The 18,936-nt window shown below is 40.1% G+C and carries 12 protein-coding genes, 2 tRNA genes, 2 rRNA genes and 1 pseudogene; 7 read left to right on the top strand and 10 right to left on the bottom strand.

Features of this window, described 5'->3' with window-relative positions; genetic code table 11:
* Positions 1 to 57 precede the first annotated feature (57 nt).
* From GFO_RS02900 to GFO_RS02885, 4 genes are all read right to left on the bottom strand, one after another.
* Positions 58 to 2,893: ribosomal RNA gene (locus GFO_RS02900) — 23S ribosomal RNA — on the bottom strand.
* A gap of 230 nt (positions 2,894 to 3,123) precedes the next feature.
* Positions 3,124 to 3,197, bottom strand: a tRNA-Ala gene (locus GFO_RS02895).
* A gap of 154 nt (positions 3,198 to 3,351) precedes the next feature.
* Positions 3,352 to 3,425 (bottom strand) — tRNA-Ile (locus GFO_RS02890).
* Between the two features lie 174 nt (positions 3,426 to 3,599).
* Positions 3,600 to 5,127 (bottom strand): 16S ribosomal RNA (locus GFO_RS02885).
* Together the 16S and 23S rRNA genes with 2 tRNA genes alongside form the textbook arrangement of a ribosomal RNA operon.
* 862 nt (positions 5,128 to 5,989) lie before the next feature.
* On the opposite strand from GFO_RS02885, the gene thrS reads away from it, so the two are divergent.
* The 4 genes from thrS to rplT all read left to right on the top strand — a co-directional run bounded on the left by thrS (position 5,990) and on the right by rplT (position 9,230).
* Positions 5,990 to 7,942, top strand: a complete 1,953-nt coding sequence (gene thrS / locus GFO_RS02880) for a threonine--tRNA ligase (protein WP_041250223.1) — start codon at positions 5,990 to 5,992, stop codon at positions 7,940 to 7,942.
* Positions 7,943 to 7,963: 21 nt separating this feature from the next.
* Entirely contained in the window at positions 7,964 to 8,515 is a 552-nt protein-coding gene (gene infC / locus GFO_RS02875; RefSeq protein ID WP_083830790.1) for a translation initiation factor IF-3, read from the top strand.
* A 37-nt stretch (positions 8,516 to 8,552) separates the two neighbouring features.
* Positions 8,553 to 8,750, top strand: coding sequence for a 50S ribosomal protein L35 (rpmI, locus tag GFO_RS02870; RefSeq protein WP_011708523.1), 198 nt, complete (start codon positions 8,553 to 8,555; stop codon positions 8,748 to 8,750).
* A gap of 135 nt (positions 8,751 to 8,885) precedes the next feature.
* The gene (rplT, locus tag GFO_RS02865) at positions 8,886 to 9,230 is read left to right on the top strand and encodes a 50S ribosomal protein L20 (protein ID WP_011708522.1); all 345 of its coding nucleotides are present in this window, start codon (positions 8,886 to 8,888) and stop codon (positions 9,228 to 9,230) included.
* A 53-nt stretch (positions 9,231 to 9,283) separates the two neighbouring features.
* Here rplT and GFO_RS02860 read toward each other — a convergent pair whose 3' ends face one another.
* The 6 genes from GFO_RS02860 to tgt form a co-directional block, all read right to left on the bottom strand.
* Positions 9,284 to 9,706 (bottom strand): secondary thiamine-phosphate synthase enzyme YjbQ, encoded by a 423-nt coding sequence (locus GFO_RS02860; protein ID WP_041250222.1) that lies wholly within the window; start codon positions 9,704 to 9,706, stop codon positions 9,284 to 9,286.
* 166 nt (positions 9,707 to 9,872) lie between these two features.
* Complete coding sequence (locus GFO_RS02855) at positions 9,873 to 11,102, bottom strand: hypothetical protein (RefSeq protein WP_041250221.1); 1,230 nt, start codon at positions 11,100 to 11,102, stop codon at positions 9,873 to 9,875.
* Between the two features lie 94 nt (positions 11,103 to 11,196).
* Positions 11,197 to 12,750, bottom strand: a complete 1,554-nt coding sequence (gene dnaB / locus GFO_RS02850) for a replicative DNA helicase (protein WP_011708519.1) — start codon at positions 12,748 to 12,750, stop codon at positions 11,197 to 11,199.
* Between the two features lie 168 nt (positions 12,751 to 12,918).
* Positions 12,919 to 13,872: an acetyl-CoA carboxylase carboxyltransferase subunit alpha gene (locus GFO_RS02845; RefSeq protein ID WP_011708518.1), complete on the bottom strand. Its 954-nt coding sequence runs from the start codon at positions 13,870 to 13,872 to the stop codon at positions 12,919 to 12,921.
* A 97-nt stretch (positions 13,873 to 13,969) separates the two neighbouring features.
* The gene (locus GFO_RS02840) at positions 13,970 to 15,046 is read right to left on the bottom strand and encodes an LptF/LptG family permease (protein ID WP_041249983.1); all 1,077 of its coding nucleotides are present in this window, start codon (positions 15,044 to 15,046) and stop codon (positions 13,970 to 13,972) included.
* A 9-nt stretch (positions 15,047 to 15,055) separates the two neighbouring features.
* Entirely contained in the window at positions 15,056 to 16,186 is a 1,131-nt protein-coding gene (tgt, locus tag GFO_RS02835; protein WP_011708516.1) for a tRNA guanosine(34) transglycosylase Tgt, read from the bottom strand.
* A gap of 162 nt (positions 16,187 to 16,348) precedes the next feature.
* Between tgt and GFO_RS02830 the strand changes: the two are divergent.
* From GFO_RS02830 to GFO_RS02820, 3 genes and pseudogenes are all read left to right on the top strand, one after another.
* Positions 16,349 to 17,200: pseudogene (locus GFO_RS02830) on the top strand (transketolase); the annotation flags it as partial.
* A gap of 39 nt (positions 17,201 to 17,239) precedes the next feature.
* Entirely contained in the window at positions 17,240 to 18,193 is a 954-nt protein-coding gene (locus GFO_RS02825) for a transketolase family protein (protein WP_011708514.1), read from the top strand.
* Positions 18,194 to 18,314: 121 nt separating this feature from the next.
* Positions 18,315 to 18,917, top strand: coding sequence for an outer membrane beta-barrel protein (locus tag GFO_RS02820; protein WP_011708513.1), 603 nt, complete (start codon positions 18,315 to 18,317; stop codon positions 18,915 to 18,917).
* Positions 18,918 to 18,936 lie beyond the last annotated feature (19 nt).

Below are 18,936 nucleotides of genomic sequence, written 5' to 3'. Positions count from 1 at the left end.
TACACTTATAAAATAAGCATTTGGCGGCTCTGAGGTTTTGCGGCCTCAGAGCCATCGCGCATCAAGCTTTACGGATTATTAGTACTACTCGGCTATGACATTACTGCCTTTACACCTATAGCCTATCAACGTGGTAGTCTCCCACGGTCCTTTAAAGAAATCTCATCTTGTGGTGGGTTTCGCGCTTATATGCTTTCAGCGCTTATCCCTTCCGAACGTAGCTACTCTGCAGTGCTCCTGGCGGAACAACAGATACACCAGAGGTTCGTCCAATCCGGTCCTCTCGTACTAGGATCAGGTCCACTCAAATTTCTAACGCCCACTGTAGATAGAGACCGAACTGTCTCACGACGTTCTGAACCCAGCTCGCGTGCCACTTTAATGGGCGAACAGCCCAACCCTTGGGACCTTCTCCAGCCCCAGGATGTGACGAGCCGACATCGAGGTGCCAAACCCCCCCGTCGATGTGAGCTCTTGGGGGAGATCAGCCTGTTATCCCCGGCGTACCTTTTATCCTTTGAGCGATGACCCTTCCATGCGGTGTCACCGGATCACTATGCTCTACTTTCGTACCTGATCGACCTGTATGTCTCTCAGTCAAGCTCCCTTTTGCCATTGCACTCTACGCACGGTTACCAAGCGTGCTGAGGGAACCTTTAGAAGCCTCCGTTACTCTTTTGGAGGCGACCACCCCAGTCAAACTACCCACCAAGCACTGTCCTTCCATTGGAAGTTAGGCTCTAAACAAGTAAAGGGTAGTATTTCAACAACGACTCCACCACACCTGGCGATGCAGCTTCAAAGTCTCCTACCTATCCTACACATCACTTGTTCAAAGTCAATACTAAGCTATAGTAAAGGTGCACGGGGTCTTTTCGTCCCACAGCGGGTAATCGGCATCTTCACCGATACTACAATTTCACCGAGCTCATGGCTGAGACAGTATCCAGATCGTTGCACCATTCGTGCAGGTCGGAACTTACCCGACAAGGAATTTCGCTACCTTAGGACCGTTATAGTTACGGCCGCCGTTTACTGGGGCTTCAGTTCAATGCTTCGCCGAAGCTAACATCTCCCCTTAACCTTCCAGCACCGGGCAGGTGTCAGGCCCTATACGTCATCTTTCGATTTAGCAGAGCCCTGTGTTTTTGATAAACAGTCGCCTGGATCTTTTCACTGCGGCCCCCCCATAAGGGGGGCGACCCTTCTCCCGAAGTTACGGGCCAATTTTGCCTAGTTCCTTAGCCATGAATCTCTCGAGCACCTTAGAATTCTCATCCCAACTACCTGTGTCGGTTTAGGGTACGGGTTGCCTCCACTCGCTTTTCTTGGAAGTCGCTCCTCTGGATTATCACGCCGGCCGTAGCTTTTGTGTACTATCGGGGTGTTACCACTCCCTTCAACGTACTATTCCGTCAGTACGCACCAAATTTACGCCTCCGTCCGCTTTAACGTGGGGCAAGTAGCAGAATATTAACTGCTTGTCCATCGACTACCCCTTTCGGGTTCGCCTTAGGTCCCGACTAACCCTCAGCTGATTAGCATAGCTGAGGAAACCTTAGTCTTTCGGTGTGCGGGTTTCTCGCCCGCATTATCGTTACTTATGCCTACATTTTCTTTTGTAACCAATCCAGCAAGCCTCGCGACTCACCTTCATCTCTGTTACAATGCTCCCCTACCACTCTCAGTAAACTGAAAGTCCATAGCTTCGGTAATATGTTTATGCCCGATTATTATCCATGCCGAACCGCTCGACTAGTGAGCTGTTACGCACTCTTTAAATGAATGGCTGCTTCCAAGCCAACATCCTAGCTGTCTGGGCAGTTCAACCGCGTTTCTTCAACTTAACATATATTTTGGGACCTTAGCTGATGGTCTGGGTTCTTTCCCTCTCGGACATGGACCTTAGCACCCATGCCCTCACTGATATGAATCATTTTATAGCATTCGGAGTTTGTCAGGAATTGGTAGGCGGTGAAGCCCCCGCATCCAATCAGTAGCTCTACCTCTATAAAACTATCTATATCGCTGCACCTAAATGCATTTCGGGGAGTACGAGCTATTTCCGAGTTTGATTGGCCTTTCACCCCTACCCTCAGGTCATCCCAAGACTTTTCAACGTCAACGGGTTCGGTCCTCCACTATGTGTTACCACAGCTTCAACCTGCCCAAGGGTAGATCACACGGTTTCGCGTCTACCACTACCAACTAAAACGCCCTATTCAGACTCGCTTTCGCTACGGCTCCACAGCTGAACTGCTTAACCTTGCTGGCAACGGTAACTCGTAGGCTCATTATGCAAAAGGCACGCCGTCACCCCACGAAGGGGCTCCGACCGCTTGTAAGCGTATGGTTTCAGGATCTATTTCACTCCCTTATTCAGGGTTCTTTTCACCTTTCCCTCACGGTACTGGTTCACTATCGGTCTCTCAGGAGTATTTAGCCTTGGCGGATGGTCCCGCCGGATTCATACAGGGTTTCACGTGCCCCGCACTACTCAGGATACTGCTATGCTTTATACGAAGTTTTCTATACCGGGCTGTCACCGTCTATGGCCAAGCTTTCCAACTTGTTCTAATTCCTTGTACAAACAATGTTACAGTCCTACAACCCCAATAAGTCCGTAAACTCATTGGTTTGGGCTACTGCGCGTTCGCTCGCCGCTACTAGCGCAATCACTATTGTTTTCTCTTCCTCCGGGTACTTAGATGTTTCAGTTCTCCGGGTTTGCCTCCTTGCGGATACTATACCTTCAGTATAGTGGGTTGCCCCATTCGGATATTCGCGGATCAATTTGTATGTGCCAATCCCCACGACTTTTCGCAGCTTATCACGTCCTTCTTCGCCTCTGAGAGCCTAGGCATTCCCCATACGCCCTTATCTAGCTTGTATGCGCTTTGCTTAATGCTCTAATCTATTTTGATTGCTCAAAACAGAAGTATTATAATGTATTACTTAATATTAAATATTTCTATCTAATAGTGTTCTCGTATTCTTTGTTTCTCAATATGTCAATGAACTTTTTTCCTGTCTAACGATAAAACCTCGATGATCTTACAAACTAAAAAGCTTTCGCTCCCTGGTTGTTTGTAAAAACTATGCCCGTTCTATCTCTAGGAATCGTGGAGAATATCGGAGTCGAACCGATGACCTCCTGCGTGCAAGGCAGGCGCTCTAGCCAGCTGAGCTAATCCCCCATTTTTGAATTCCGAGTTTAGAATTCAGAATTTAGAATTAGAATTCCTTAGCTTCTAGAATTTCCTTTTAATTTATTTCAAATGAACTTCAGTCTCTCAAGCTTAACTTTAAACTTTTCAACCTGTAACTTTAAACTCGCGCTTTGCGCGGTCGTAGTCTCAGGCAGACTCGAACTGCCGACCTCTACATTATCAGTGTAGCGCTCTAACCAGCTGAGCTATGAGACTGTCCATAAAACAGTTCCAAGTTCAAAGTTTTAAAGTTCAAAGTTTTTCAACTCTTCACTTTTCACTTTTCGCTCTTCACTATTTTTAATCGAATTGACGATAAGAATCAAGACCAAATTGGCCTCTGAACTTCCCTTACTAATTGTCGCTTGTCACTAGGTGACAAAGCTCTAGAAAGGAGGTGTTCCAGCCGCACCTTCCGGTACGGCTACCTTGTTACGACTTAGCCCCAGTTACCAGTTTTACCCTAGGCCGCTCCTTACGGTGACGGACTTCAGGTACCCCCAGCTTCCATGGCTTGACGGGCGGTGTGTACAAGGCCCGGGAACGTATTCACCGCATCATGGCTGATATGCGATTACTAGCGATTCCAGCTTCACGCAGTCGAGTTGCAGACTGCGATCCGAACTGTGATAGGGTTTGAAGATTCGCATCCCCTCGCGGGGTAGCTGCCCTCTGTCCCTACCATTGTAGCACGTGTGTGGCCCAGGACGTAAGGGCCGTGATGATTTGACGTCATCCCCACCTTCCTCGCGGTTTGCACCGGCAGTCTGGCTAGAGTTCCCGACATTACTCGCTGGCAACTAACCACAGGGGTTGCGCTCGTTATAGGACTTAACCTGACACCTCACGGCACGAGCTGACGACAACCATGCAGCACCTTGCAATCTGTCCGAAGAAAAGTCTGTTTCCAGACCTGTCAGACTGCATTTAAGCCCTGGTAAGGTTCCTCGCGTATCATCGAATTAAACCACATGCTCCACCGCTTGTGCGGGCCCCCGTCAATTCCTTTGAGTTTCATTCTTGCGAACGTACTCCCCAGGTGGGTTACTTATCACTTTCGCTTAACCACCCAGCCCTCAATTAGGCCGGACAGCTAGTAACCATCGTTTACGGCGTAGACTACCAGGGTATCTAATCCTGTTCGCTACCTACGCTTTCGTCCCTCAGCGTCAATATATTATTAGTGATCTGCCTTCGCAATAGGTGTTCTAAGTAATATCTATGCATTTCACCGCTACACTACTTATTCCAACCACTTCATAATAATTCAAGAACAACAGTATCAATGGCAATTCTACAGTTGAGCTGCAGACTTTCACCACTGACTTATTATTCCGCCTACGGACCCTTTAAACCCAATGATTCCGGATAACGCTTGGACCCTCCGTATTACCGCGGCTGCTGGCACGGAGTTAGCCGGTCCTTATTCATACGGTACCGTCAAGCATCTACACGTAGATGTGGTTCTTCCCGTATAAAAGCAGTTTACAACCCATAGGGCCGTCTTCCTGCACGCGGCATGGCTGGATCAGAGTTGCCTCCATTGTCCAATATTCCTCACTGCTGCCTCCCGTAGGAGTCTGGTCCGTGTCTCAGTACCAGTGTGGGGGATCTCCCTCTCAGGACCCCTACCTATCGCTGTCTTGGTAAGCCGTTACCTTACCAACTAACTAATAGGACGCATACTCATCTTTAAGCCATAAATGTTTAATTATAATCCCAGGTGAAATCATAATACTATGGGGTATTAATCCACGTTTCCATGGGCTATTCCCCGCTTAAAGGCAGATTGTATACGCGTTACGCACCCGTGCGCCACTCGTCAGCGGATTGCAAGCAATCCCTGTTACCGTTCGACTTGCATGTGTTAGGCCTGCCGCTAGCGTTCATCCTGAGCCAGGATCAAACTCTTCATCGTTAAATCTTATATATATTCAACAACTACTAAAGAAATTGCTCAGTATGACTTTTTCTAGTCTTAATTCTTATACACTTGATTATAAAATATAAATACTCTATAATCCTTGTCAATTCAATATATCAATGAACTTCGATCAATTATCAATGAGCAGTTATCAATTAACAATCCTAAAATTGCCTGATGATCATTGCTTATTGTTTATTGATCATTGTCTAGTTAAAACCCAAGGATTCGAACCTCTACTCTCGCCCCGTTCGGCGGTCTCTTTTAATCTCAATCTGTAATTTTTGAACGTGTGCTCTCTCTCAAAGCGGGTGCAAATATACAATGCTTTTTCTTTACCAACCAAAACTTTTTTGATAAAAATTTTAGTTTCTTTTTAAAGACTTCAGCAGCAATTCCCTAACCCCCCTTTCTCTGAATGAACATCACTTCGTTTCCAAAGCGGGTGCAAATATAAAACGACTTCTGCTCTCCAACCAAATAAAAAACAATCTTTTTTTTAGTTAATTTTTGAAGTCCTTTCCTATCGTATACCCCATTCTCATTACTGTCAGTGAACATCTCGCTCGTTTTGTAAGCGGCTGCAAATATACACCAACTTCTTTCTTCCTGCCAAATAAATAATTAGATTTTTTTAAGAAAAAATCATCTTCAAAGCTAACAGCCTGCTCATCATATATTTCAGCTTCAAAAAAAATCTAAAAATTAATTAGGTGATGATTCAAAAAAACAAGATTTGAAACACCATATACTATAAGGTATTCTATAATTATACAATAAAGTCACCTATATACATATATGTATTGTGCAACCAAACTCAACACCTTATCTTTGTGACTTCGTAAAAATGAATAAAATGATCAAGATTACTCTCCCAGATGGAAGTATTAAAGAGTTTGAAAAAGGAACCACTCCCATGGACGTGGCTAAAAGTATAAGTGAAGGTTTAGCCCGAAACGTAATTTCGGCTAAATTCAATAATGAAACGGTTGAAGTTTCTACGCCCTTAAATACAGATGGTGATCTTGTTTTATTTACATGGAGCAATGACGAAGGCAAGAAAGCATTCTGGCATTCTACTTCTCACGTGATGGCGCAGGCTATTCAGGATCTTTTTCCTGGAGCAAAACTTACCATTGGACCTGCCATTGAACGAGGTTTCTATTATGATGTAGATTTTGGTGAGCAAAAGATCTCAGATAATGACTTCAAAAGAATTGAAGATCGAATGCTGGAGATAGCCCGCGGAAAACATGATTTTCAATTAAGAGAAGCATCCAAAGACGATGCACTTAATTTTTACAAGAAAGAAAATAATCAATTTAAGGTTGAACTTATAGAGAACCTTCAGGATGGTGAGATCACTTTTTGTGATCACGACACTTTTACTGATTTATGTCGTGGAGGACATATTCCGAATACCGGTATTATAAAAGCGGTAAAATTAATGAGCGTTGCTGGTGCCTACTGGCGAGGTGATGAAAAAAATCCACAACTTACAAGAGTTTACGGAATTTCTTTTCCGAAGCAAAAAGAATTAAAAGAATATCTTGAGCTATTAGAAGAAGCAAAAAAGAGAGATCATAGAAAATTAGGAAAAGAATTAGAACTTTTTACTTTTTCACAAAAAGTTGGGCAGGGATTACCATTATGGCTACCTAAAGGAGCTGCTTTAAGAGAACGACTCGAGAACTTCCTCAAAAAGGCGCAGAAAAAAGCTGGATACGAGATGGTAGTAAGTCCGCATATTGGTAGTAAAGAACTATATGTAACTTCAGGCCACTATGCTAAATATGGAGAAGATAGTTTTCAACCAATAAGCACCCCTAATGAAGGTGAGGAATTTATGCTTAAACCCATGAACTGTCCACATCATTGTGAAATGTACAATGCATCTTCATGGAGCTACAGGGATTTACCTAAGAGATTTGCTGAATTTGGTACCGTTTACAGATATGAACAAAGTGGTGAACTTCATGGTTTAACAAGGGTACGTGGATTTACTCAGGATGACGCACACATATTCTGTATGCCTGAACAATTGGATGAGGAATTCAAAAAAGTAATTGATCTTACCTTATATGTATTCTCTTCTTTAGGATTTGAAGATTTTACCGCACAGGTTTCTTTAAGAGATCCTGATAATAAGGAAAAATATATAGGTTCTGATGATGCTTGGGAGAAAGCAGAATCTGCCATTATCAATGCAGCAGATGAAAAGGGACTCAACTATGTAGTTGAAACAGGTGAAGCAGCATTCTACGGTCCAAAATTAGACTTCATGGTAAAAGATGCTTTGGGTAGAAGCTGGCAATTAGGAACTATTCAGGTAGATTACAATTTACCGGAACGTTTTGACCTGACATATAAAGGAAGTGACAATGAGTCACATCGCCCTGTAATGATTCACAGAGCACCTTTTGGTAGTATGGAGCGCTTTATAGCAATTCTTCTGGAGCATACCGGTGGGAATTTCCCCCTATGGCTAATGCCTGAGCAGGCTATTATTCTATCACTCAGTGAGAAATATGAAAAATACTCACAAAAAGTTTTAACTTTGCTTGAAAATAACGAAATTCGCGCCCTTGCTGACAATAGAAATGAAACCATAGGCAAGAAGATTAGAGAAGCAGAAGTTAACAAATACCCTTATATGCTTATAGTTGGGGAACAGGAAGCCAAAGATGGTACGATTTCTGTTCGTAAACATAGCGAAGGTGATTTAGGTACCATGAAAATAGAAGATTTCGCTAATTTGATTAATACAGAAATCGATAGTACCTTAAAGCCTTTTAAAACGGAAGTTTAATTTAAATTTTGAGCCATAGCAATACGTAGAAGAAAACCGAACAGATTCGGCCGACAAAAAGAAGCAGAACACAGGATCAACGAAAAAATTAGATCTGAAGAAGTACGTCTGGTTGGTGATAATGTAGAAATGGATGTATATCCAACCAAGAAAGCCCTGTCTATTGCACAGGAATTAGGTTTGGATCTTGTTGAAATTTCTCCAAATGCAAAGCCTCCAGTTGTGAAGGCCATGGATTACAAAAAGTTTCTTTATGAACAAAAGAAACGAGAAAAAGCCATGAAAGCCAAAGCCAGTAAAGTGGTGGTAAAGGAAATTCGATTTGGTCCCAATACAGATGACCATGATTACGAGTTTAAAAAACGTAATGCTGAAAAATTCCTTAAAGATGGCGCTAAGCTAAAAGCCTTTGTGTTCTTTAAAGGACGTTCTATCGTATTTAAAGATAAAGGAGAAATTCTGCTTTTAAGACTTGCCCAGGATTTAGAGGAGCATGGAAAAGTAGAACAAATGCCTAAGTTGGAAGGAAAACGTATGACTATGTTTTTATCTCCAACTAAGAAATCGAAATAAAGAGAATAAGAGAGTTAATTATAAAAAGAGGACAGCAATGCCTAAGATGAAAACGAAATCCAGTGCCAAGAAGCGTTTTAAGCTAACAGGTACAGGTAAGATTAAAAGAAAGCACGCGTTTAAGAGTCATATCTTAACAAAGAAGTCTAAGAAACGTAAGCTTGCCTTAACTCATAGTACATTAGTACACGATGCAGATAAGGACAATGTCAAACTTCAATTACGTTTAAAGTAAATTGGAGCTCTTGAGGTTTTAATAAATTATTTAACCATGGAGTCGGGCAACACTTCGACTGCGCTCAGTGCGAAAGTTAGAAATTCAAGTTAAAAGTGTCGATAATCGACCGCCTGCTACAAAAAAATGTAACATATGCCAAGATCAGTAAACTCAGTTGCCAAAAGGGCACGTAGAAAAAAAGTTTTAAAGCAAGCAAAAGGATATTTCGGGCGTCGTAAAAACGTTTGGACTGTCGCTAAAAATGCGGTTGATAAAGCGATGCTTTATGCATACAGAGACCGTAAAGCTAAGAAACGTAACTTCCGTTCTTTATGGATTATGCGTATTAACGCTGCAGCCAGACAGGAAGGATTATCTTATTCTCAATTTATGGGGAAACTCAAAACCAGTGATATTGGATTGAACCGTAAGGTTCTTGCCGATTTGGCGATGAATAGCCCGGAAGCTTTTAAAGCAATTGTAGAAAAAGTAAAATAAACAATTATACTCTCTTATATAAAAATCCTGCCTTTTGGCGGGATTTTTTGTTTTTATTCCCCAAATGCTGTGAGCACCAGTTTTCTAGAACTACCATGATCCCTATGCTCACATAGATAAATTCCCTGCCAGGTGCCAAGATTTAATTTGCCATGAGTAATTGGAATCTGGATTGAAGTTCCCGTTAAAGACGATTTGATATGCGCTGGCATATCATCGGGTCCTTCAGTAGTATGTTTATAGTAAGATTGATTTTCGGGAACCATATTATCAAAATGACTTCTGAAATCCTCCCGAACTGTAGGATCTGCATTTTCATTGATCGCAAGACCAGCAGAAGTATGTTTAATAAACACCTGAAGCATCCCTATATCGATATCTTCGATTTCTGAAAATTGATCAACAATCTCTTCTGTTATCAGATGAAAACCCCTGGGACGGGGTCTAAGTCTTATTTCGGTTTGATAAAATTCCATTTCCATTTCTTATTTTGTAAAATGAGCTATTTTAAAAGCTAAATATGAATATCATAATATTGCCATGGAGATATCCTAGAAAATTGAATTTCGCAAAGGCTTTTAAAACATATAGTATAACGAGTTTTTCAAAAAATAGTGTAAGCAGTGCTGATTTCTTTTCGAATCAGGTCTTTTGTTCTTTTTTCTTAGCTGCCGGAAAAAGTATATTATTCAGAATAAGCCTATAGCCTGGAGAATTCGGATGTAATTCCAATTCAGTTTTTGGATCTCCTACTCTATGCTGATAGTCCTCAGGATCGTGACCTCCATAAAATGTAAAAAACCCCTTTCCTTTAATTCCATGAATATATCGTGCTTCCCCATTCAGCTTACTTTCTCCCATAGTTAGCACTCCTGCTTTTACTGTACTGGGATCGTAACTGGTTGTCTGACCCATAAAACCTTTTACTAATCTCGTGTGATTTTGAGTTAGCATCGTAGGCACGACATCCCATTTTGCTGAATAATCCATTAGCGTAAAATAATCACTCTCTTTTTGAATTTGCCTTTTAGCCGTCATATCTATACTTGAAAATTCATAGACCATCGGACTTCTTTCTAGCTCAAAATTGGTAAAAGCAAAGGTTTTATTAAAATCAATTTTAGCCTGATATCCTGGCTCACTAGGATCCCCGTCAAACATAGCTTCAGCAATATCAACACCTTCCGCAGCCAAAGCAATATCAAAACTATCTGTGGCACTACACATTGCAAACATAAATCCCCCTCCAACTACATAATTCCTTATCTTTAAAGCTACAGCCAATTTTTCTTCTGAAACTTTAGAATAACCCAGTTGTTGAGCTAATTGTTCTGCTTCCCGTTTTTCTTCAATATACCAGGGAGTCGTTCTAAACGTTCTATAAAATTTTCCGTATTGACCCGTGAAATCCTCATGATGTAAATGCAGCCAATCGTAAAGCACTAAAGCATCATTAAGTACTTCTTTATCGTAGATTGTTTGATACGGGATCTCGGCATATTTAAGAACCATCGTAACCGCATCATCCCAGGGTTTATTTCCAGTAGGACTATAAACTGCAATTTTAGGAGCTTTTTCAAGTGCCACAGATTCCATATTTTTAGAAGGACTGCTTATCTCTTCCAGAATATTTGCAGCCATATTATCACTTATAACTTCAAAATCTACTCCTCGAATCTGGCATTCCTTCCGAAGTTTATCTGAATCTGTAATAAGAAATGACCCCCCTCGGTAATTCAAAAGCCAGTTAACTGAAAGCTGATTTTCCAGGGAATAATAGACTATTCCATAAGCTTTTAAGTGATTTCCCTGAGTATCTTCATCCATTGGAATTAGAATCTTCGCAGCAAAAATCTGAGAACTAAGTAGCATAAAAAAAGAAAGCAGCAAAGTACCTTTATATACTTTACTGCTTTTAATATTGGTAGATATAACCTCTTTTTTAGCTGAAATCAGCTGCTTAAATTTAGAACGGAACGTCGTTATCATCATCATCACTATTCATTGAGCTCCCAAAAGCCTCATCGGCGCTTGGATTGGGTAAATTAAAGTTTCCAAAATCATTATCTCCATCACCGCTATTCATGCTCGATGGAATTTCAGAAGGGAAATTAAAGTCTTCTAAATTATCAAATTTACCGAGTTCCCCAATGAATTTTAGCCTGATATTTTCCAAACCACCGTTACGGTGTTTCGCTACAATAAATTCTCCCTGTCCCTGAGTTGGTGTTCTTTCTTCATCATCCCACTCTTCAATTTTATAATATTCAGGACGGTAAATAAACGAAACAATATCTGCATCCTGCTCAATCGCCCCGGATTCCCTAAGATCAGAAAGTAAAGGTCGCTTACTCCCTCCACGGGTTTCTACGGCACGCGAAAGCTGGGAAAGTGCAATTACCGGAATTCCAAGTTCCTTGGCCAGAGCTTTCAGGTTTCGCGAAATTGTTGAAATTTCCTGTTCCCTGTTTCCTCCCCCTTTTTGACTTCCTCCAGCCGTCATCAACTGCAAATAATCAACAACAATCATTTTAATACCGTGTTGTGAAGCAAGTCGACGAGCTTTTGCACGTAAATCGAATATAGAGAGTGAAGGAGTATCATCAATAAATAAAGGAGCTTTTTCAAGATCTTTTACTTTCACATTCAGTTGTTCCCACTCATGTTGCTCTAATTTACCAGTCCTAAGTTTTTCAGAAGAAAGACCTGTTTCAGAAGAAATCAATCGGGTGATCAACTGTACAGAGGACATCTCCAGAGAGAAAAACGCAACCGGAATTCCCTGATCTACAGCAATATTTCGTGCCATAGATAGCGTAAGGGCTGTTTTACCCATACCAGGACGAGCTGCCACAATAATTAAATCTGAAGGCTGCCAGCCCGAAGTTAGTTCGTCCAGTTTATCAAAACCGGATGGCACTCCACTAAGTCCTTCTTTATTGGAAATCTCCTGAATTTTCTTTTTCGCCTGAATCACCAAACTCTGGGCAGTCTCAGTGGAACGTTTGATATTTCCCTGGGTTACCTCATAAAGTTTTGATTCAGCCGAATCCAATAGATCAAAAACATCGGTTCCTTCATCAAAAGCTTCTTCAATAATTTCATTTGAAATTTTGATTAAGCTCCGTTGAATATATTTCTGTAAGATAATACGCGCATGAAACTCAATATGCGCCGAACTTGATACCTTTTGTGTAAGTTGAATAAGGTAATAGTCCCCTCCAACTTTATCAAAAACCTTTTCTTTCTTAAGTTGGTTAGAAACGGTTAATAAGTCAATTGCCTCAGATGCATCGAATAATTTTTTAATAGCATCATAGATAAGCTTGTGGCTGTTTTTATAAAATGCTTCAGGAATAAGAATATCAATAATTTCATCTACCCCTTTTTTATCAATCATCATGGCTCCAAGCACAACCTCTTCTAAATCAACTGCTTGAGGCGGAACTTTTCCTTTTTCAAGACTTACTACATTTGATTTTTTGTAGGTGATATTTTGGGGCGAGGTGATTTTTTCCATAAAACGAAAATAATTAATTTGTTAAGATAACCTTAATAAAATCGACCTAAGTTACTTAACAGGTAATGAACAATCTACCTGTTAATAAGTAAGTTTTTCTGTTAATAAGATAAAAAAATCCGGATTTTAATGCCCGGATTTTATAACGATGTCGTATAAATAAAGAGTTTAGCCTTTAAACACTCCCATGTCTAAATATTTACCCATTCTCTTTTCGACTAATTCGGCTTGTGATAAGTTTTTGAATTCAGAATAAGCATTGGAAATTGAAGATTTTACCGTATTAAAAATCTCTTCTCTATTCGTATGTGCCCCTCCTAGAGGTTCTTTAACAATCTCATCTATCAACTTCTGCTTTTTCATATCTGTCGCAGTTAATTTGAGGGCTTCCGCAGCTCTTTCTTTGTATTCCCAACTTCTCCATAAAATGGAAGAACAGGATTCAGGAGAGATCACCGAGTACCAGGTATTTTCCAGCATCATCACTTTATCTCCTACACCAATTCCCAGAGCACCTCCACTGGCACCTTCACCAATTATAACTACAAAAATTGGCACTTTAAGGCGTGTCATTTCAAGAATATTTCGAGCGATTGCTTCTCCCTGTCCTCGTTCTTCAGCTTCAAGACCGGGATAAGCTCCTGGTGTATCTACAAAACAAACTACAGGAACTCCAAACTTTTCAGCAGATTTCATCAATCTAAGCGCTTTTCTATAGCCTTCAGGATTTGCCATCCCAAAGTTTCTATACTGTCTTGTCTTTGTATTATATCCTTTTTGCTGACCAACGAACATAAAACTCTGATCATCGATCTTACCAAGACCTCCAATCATCGCTTTATCGTCTTTAACATTCCTATCACCGTGAAGCTCCAGAAATGTGTCTCCACAAATCGCGTTAATATAATCTAAGGTATATGGTCTGTTAGGATGTCTAGAAAGCTGAACTCTTTGCCACGGCGTAAGGTTCTTGTAGATCTCCTTCTTCTTTTCTTTTAATTTCTTCTCGATCTGCTTACAGGTGGCAGTTACGTCAACCTCGCTCTCTTCTCCAATATTACATGCTTTAGAGTACTGTTCTTCAAGCTCTTTAATAGGTTCTTCAAAATCTAAATATTCCATACTGCTTATGGTAATTATTTTTTATAGCTTACAAATATAACAACTTTGAAAGGATAGCTTTCCCCGTTGAAGTTTAAATTTTCAAGGAATTTGAGACTTAGCGTTTGGCGCGGAACAACAAGACAACTGCAAGAACACCGAAAACAATATTCGGGAACCAAACGGCGATCAATGGTGAAAAAGTAGATTGCTCCGCCATAGTACCAAATACTTTATCAAAGAATATAAATATGAACGCCAAAGTAATTCCTACTGCCAGATTCACTCCCATCCCTCCCCTTCTTTTAAAGGAAGCAACGGCAACCGCAATAATTGTTAAGATAAATGCTGAAATTGGAATACTCCAACGTTTATAAGCAACTACTAAATATCTATTAATATTCCCAGAACCTCTGCGTCGCTCTTTTTCAATAAACTCGTTGAGCTCAGTGTAATTAAGAGTTTCTGCAATGTATGATTCAGGAGTAAGTTCATCAAATTCAAAAGGTAAAATAGTATCCAGCGACCTCATAAACATAATGCTGTCTTCCTCTTTCCCTATAATTCGTTTATCTACCCTGGAAAGTTTATAAAGACTGTCTTCTTCACTATATCTCAAATTGGAAGCACTTATCTTAAATTTTAGCTCATTGCCTTCAAAATGCTCCAAAGTAAAATTCCTGGCAGATTTCGATTTCGGCTGAAAATGACTTGCATAGATATATTCATTATCATTAATCTGCCTGTAAACATCACTGGTTTCCTGGGTTTGTTCTCCCCGCTTCAGGTATTGATATTTGAATTCATTAAAACCTTTGCTCGCCTGAGGAGCCAGGTACATAGCTAAGACTAGAGCACTTATACAAACAATAGTTGCCCCAATAAGATAAGGCCTTAAAAAGCGATAGAAGGAAACTCCACTACTTAGAAATGCAACAATTTCGGTATTCATCGCTAACTTGGAAGTAAACCAAATCACAGATAAGAATAAGAAAATTGGAAAAAGTAGATTCGCAAAATAGATAGTAAAATCCAGGTAATAATAAGCCACTTCAATGAACGGAACTTCATTCTCCAGTATTTTATCGATCTTTTCAGCAAGATTAACGGTAATACCAATAGGAATGAATAGCACCAACATCATCGTGAAGGTTCCTAAATATCTTTTAAGTATGTACCAATCGAGAATCTTCAAATTCTAGAATTAAAGTCGTTTATCCATTTGTTTCACCATTTTATCTTTCCAAGGGGTAAAATCTCCAGCTAAGATATGTTTTCTAGCCTCTCTTACCAACCAAAGATAAAAGCTCAGGTTATGGATACTAGCAATTTGCCTGCCAAGCATTTCATTAACGCTAAACAAATGTCTCACGTATGCTTTGGAATATTCTGAATCTACAAAACTAACGCCTTCCGGATCTATTGGAGAAAAATCGTCTTCCCACTTCTTATTTTTGATATTGATGGTTCCATGCGCCGTAAACAACATTCCATTTCTACCATTTCTGGTAGGCATCACGCAATCAAACATATCGATTCCCAGGGCAATATTTTCTAATATATTAATCGGTGTTCCAACTCCCATTAGATAACGAGGTTTGTCTTCCGGTAGAATTTCAGTAACAACTTCAGTCATCGCATACATTTCTTCAGCAGGTTCACCTACTGAAAGTCCGCCGATGGCATTTCCTTCAGCTCCGGCATTTGCAATATACTCTGCCGATTGTTTTCTAAGATCTTTATAGGTGCTTCCCTGGACTATCGGAAAAAATGTTTGTTTATAATCATAAATTTCCGGTGTTTTCTCCAAATGATTGATACATCTATCCAGCCAACGATGCGTCATATGCATCGACCTTTTTGCATAATTATAATCGCATGGATAAGGAGTACATTCGTCAAAGGCCATGATAATATCAGCACCAATAGTTCTTTGGATTTCCATCACATTTTCAGGAGTGAACGTGTGATAAGAACCATCTATATGAGATTTAAACTTTACCCCTTCTTCTTTTATCTTTCTTCTTGCTGAAAGCGAATACACCTGGTAACCACCGCTATCGGTAAGAATATTACGATCCCAGTTCATGAACTTATGAAGTCCTCCCGCTTTTCTCAAAATATCGGTTTGCGGTCTTAAATAAAGGTGATAGGTGTTTCCAAGAATAATATCAGGATTAATATCTTCCTTCAGTTCTCTTTGATGAATTCCTTTAACGGAAGCCACTGTACCCACCGGCATAAAAATAGGAGTTTCAATTACTCCGTGATCTGTAGTTATTTTTCCTGCGCGTGCTTTACTACCGGCATCGGTAGATAAAAGTTCAAAATCCATAGTTCAATTTAATCGGTGCAAAGATACTCAAGTAAATATCAAATAGAAGTGCAATTATAAGTTAAGGCTGTTAGTATTTTCAATAAAAAGTTAATAACTGGGCATTAGTTACTTTGCCAAAGCTTTTTAAAAAGTTATTTTTGCGCCAATAAAACAACACAATTTAAAATGCCAGACATCAACGAATTACAAGATTTTGCTACCCAGGTTCGAAGGGATATTTTAAGGCAGGTTCATAAAGTAAATTCCGGACATCCGGGAGGTTCTTTAGGCTGTACGGAGTTTTTTACTGCGCTGTATCAGGAAGTTATGGATCACAACACCAACTTTGATATGGACGGAAAAGAGGAAGATTTATTCTTTCTTTCTAACGGACATATCTCTCCTGTTTTTTATAGCGTACTCGCCCGTAGTGGATACTTTCCTGTGGAAGAATTGAATACTTTTCGTTTAATTGATTCCAGGTTACAAGGTCATCCAACTACCCATGAAGGCTTACCGGGAATAAGAATCGCATCGGGATCTTTAGGACAGGGAATGAGTGTTGCTCTCGGGGCTGCTCAAACCAAAAAGCTGAATAAAGACAAGCATATTGTTTATACCCTACACGGGGATGGCGAGCTACAGGAAGGTCAGAACTGGGAAGCAATTATGTATGCTGCCGGTAATAAAATAGACAATATTATTTCAACGGTAGATTTGAACGGTCAGCAGATTGATGGAAGTACCGAGAATGTTCTTCCATTAGGAAATCTTAAGGCTAAATTTGAAGCTTTTGGATGGGATGTAATGGAAGTTGAAGATGGCAACGATTTACAACAAGTTATTGATGGTTTAAAAGAGGCAAAAAGCAGAACCGGTAAAGGAAAACCGGTTTGTATTTTAATGAATACGGTAATGGGTAATGGAGTAGATTTTATGATGCACACACACGCATGGCATGGTAAAGCTCCTAACGATGAACAATTGGAAAAAGGACTCTCTCAAAATCCTGAAACCCTGGGAGATTATTAATCAGCCGCACTATTCATTATTATCAAAATTTAGAAGACCATGAAAGAATATAAAAATACAGGAAGTAAAGATACACGTTCAGGTTTTGGAGCTGGTTTAACCGAGTTAGGTAAAACCAACGAAAATGTAGTGGCACTTTGTGCCGACCTTACCGGATCTCTAAAAATGGATGAATTTAAAGCAAATCATCCAGAAAGATTTTTCCAGGTAGGTATAGCTGAAGCAAATATGATTGGGATGGCTGCCGGAATGACCATTGGCGGAAAAATTCCTTTTACCGGAACTTTTGCGAACTTTTCTACCGGAAGAGTTTATGATCAAATTCGCCAGAGTGTGGCATATTCAGGAAAGAATGTGAAAATTTGTGCAAGTCACGCCGGAGTTACCTTGGGAGAAGACGGAGCGACGCACCAAATTCTTGAAGATCTAGGCTTGATGAAAATGTTACCAGGAATGACGGTTATCAATACTTGTGATTTCAATCAGACAAAAGCAGCTACACTGGCCATCGCAGAACATGATGGGCCGGTTTACCTTAGATTTGGAAGACCAAAAGTAGCTAATTTCACTCCTGAAGATCAGAAGTTTGAAATAGGTAAAGCAGTGAAACTTTATGAAGGTAGCGATGTAACTATTATTGCTACAGGTCACTTAGTATGGGAGGCTATCCAGGCTGCTGTTGAATTGAATGAAAAAGGAATTAGTGCAGAAGTAATAAATATACATACGATCAAGCCACTTGATGAAGAAGCGATTATTGCTTCAGCAGAGAAAACTGGTTGCGTGGTGACTGCTGAGGAGCATAATTTTCTTGGTGGATTAGGAGAAAGTGTTTCCAGAACTCTGGCCGAAAATCATCCTACTCCCCAGGAGTTTGTTGCTACTCAGGATACTTTTGGTGAAAGCGGAACTCCGGCTCAATTGATGGATAAATACGGTTTGAATGCAGCAGCGATAATAAAAGCAACTGAAAAAGTTTTAAAACGCAAATAACATTCTAAGAACCAATATTATAAAGGCCTTTCAGAACATTTACTGAAAGGCTTTTTTAATTTAATGAAAATAAACATCAGTTAAACAACGTTATATTTGCTGAACAATAAATCAGAATGACATGAAAAAATTAATGATACTGGCGTTTATTTTTACAGGATTAGGCGTATCTGCCCAAAACACCAGTTTTGGTTTAAAAGGTGGATTGAACTATGGCGCAACCGGAGAATACCAGTCTGTAGGTGATTTAACCAGTGACGTGGCCTCATCTTTTGAGGATGGTGAAAACAAGACCGGTTTCCATGCCGGATTATTTGCACAGTTTGAGCTATTAGGTATTTTTATTCAGCCGGAAATATTATATACAGAACTTAATACAGAATATTCTGCCTTCGATTATAAGCTAAGTAAAATTGATGCTCCGGTATTAGTTGGGCTTAATGTTCTTGGTCCGTTAAACATTAAAGCAGGTCCATCTTTTCAGTATATTCTGAAAAATGAACTTGAAAACACGCAGTTAACAATTGGCGATGTAGAAAAAGATATCACTGTGGGTTATCAGCTTGGCGCAGGATTAGATTTGGGTAAATTAGGTTTTGATGTTAGATATGAAGGAGCTTTTTCAGAAAACACTGCTTTTGGTTTAGGAGAAACTGCCGAAGAAAACTTTAGTGTAGATTCCAGACCTTCACAATGGATATTTAGTGTTTCTTATGCACTATAAATAAGCAAAAAGCTTTTAA

Source organism: Christiangramia forsetii KT0803 (assembly GCF_000060345.1).
Taxonomy (GTDB): domain Bacteria; phylum Bacteroidota; class Bacteroidia; order Flavobacteriales; family Flavobacteriaceae; genus Christiangramia; species Christiangramia forsetii.
This window is presented reverse-complemented; position numbering and strand designations above follow the sequence as displayed.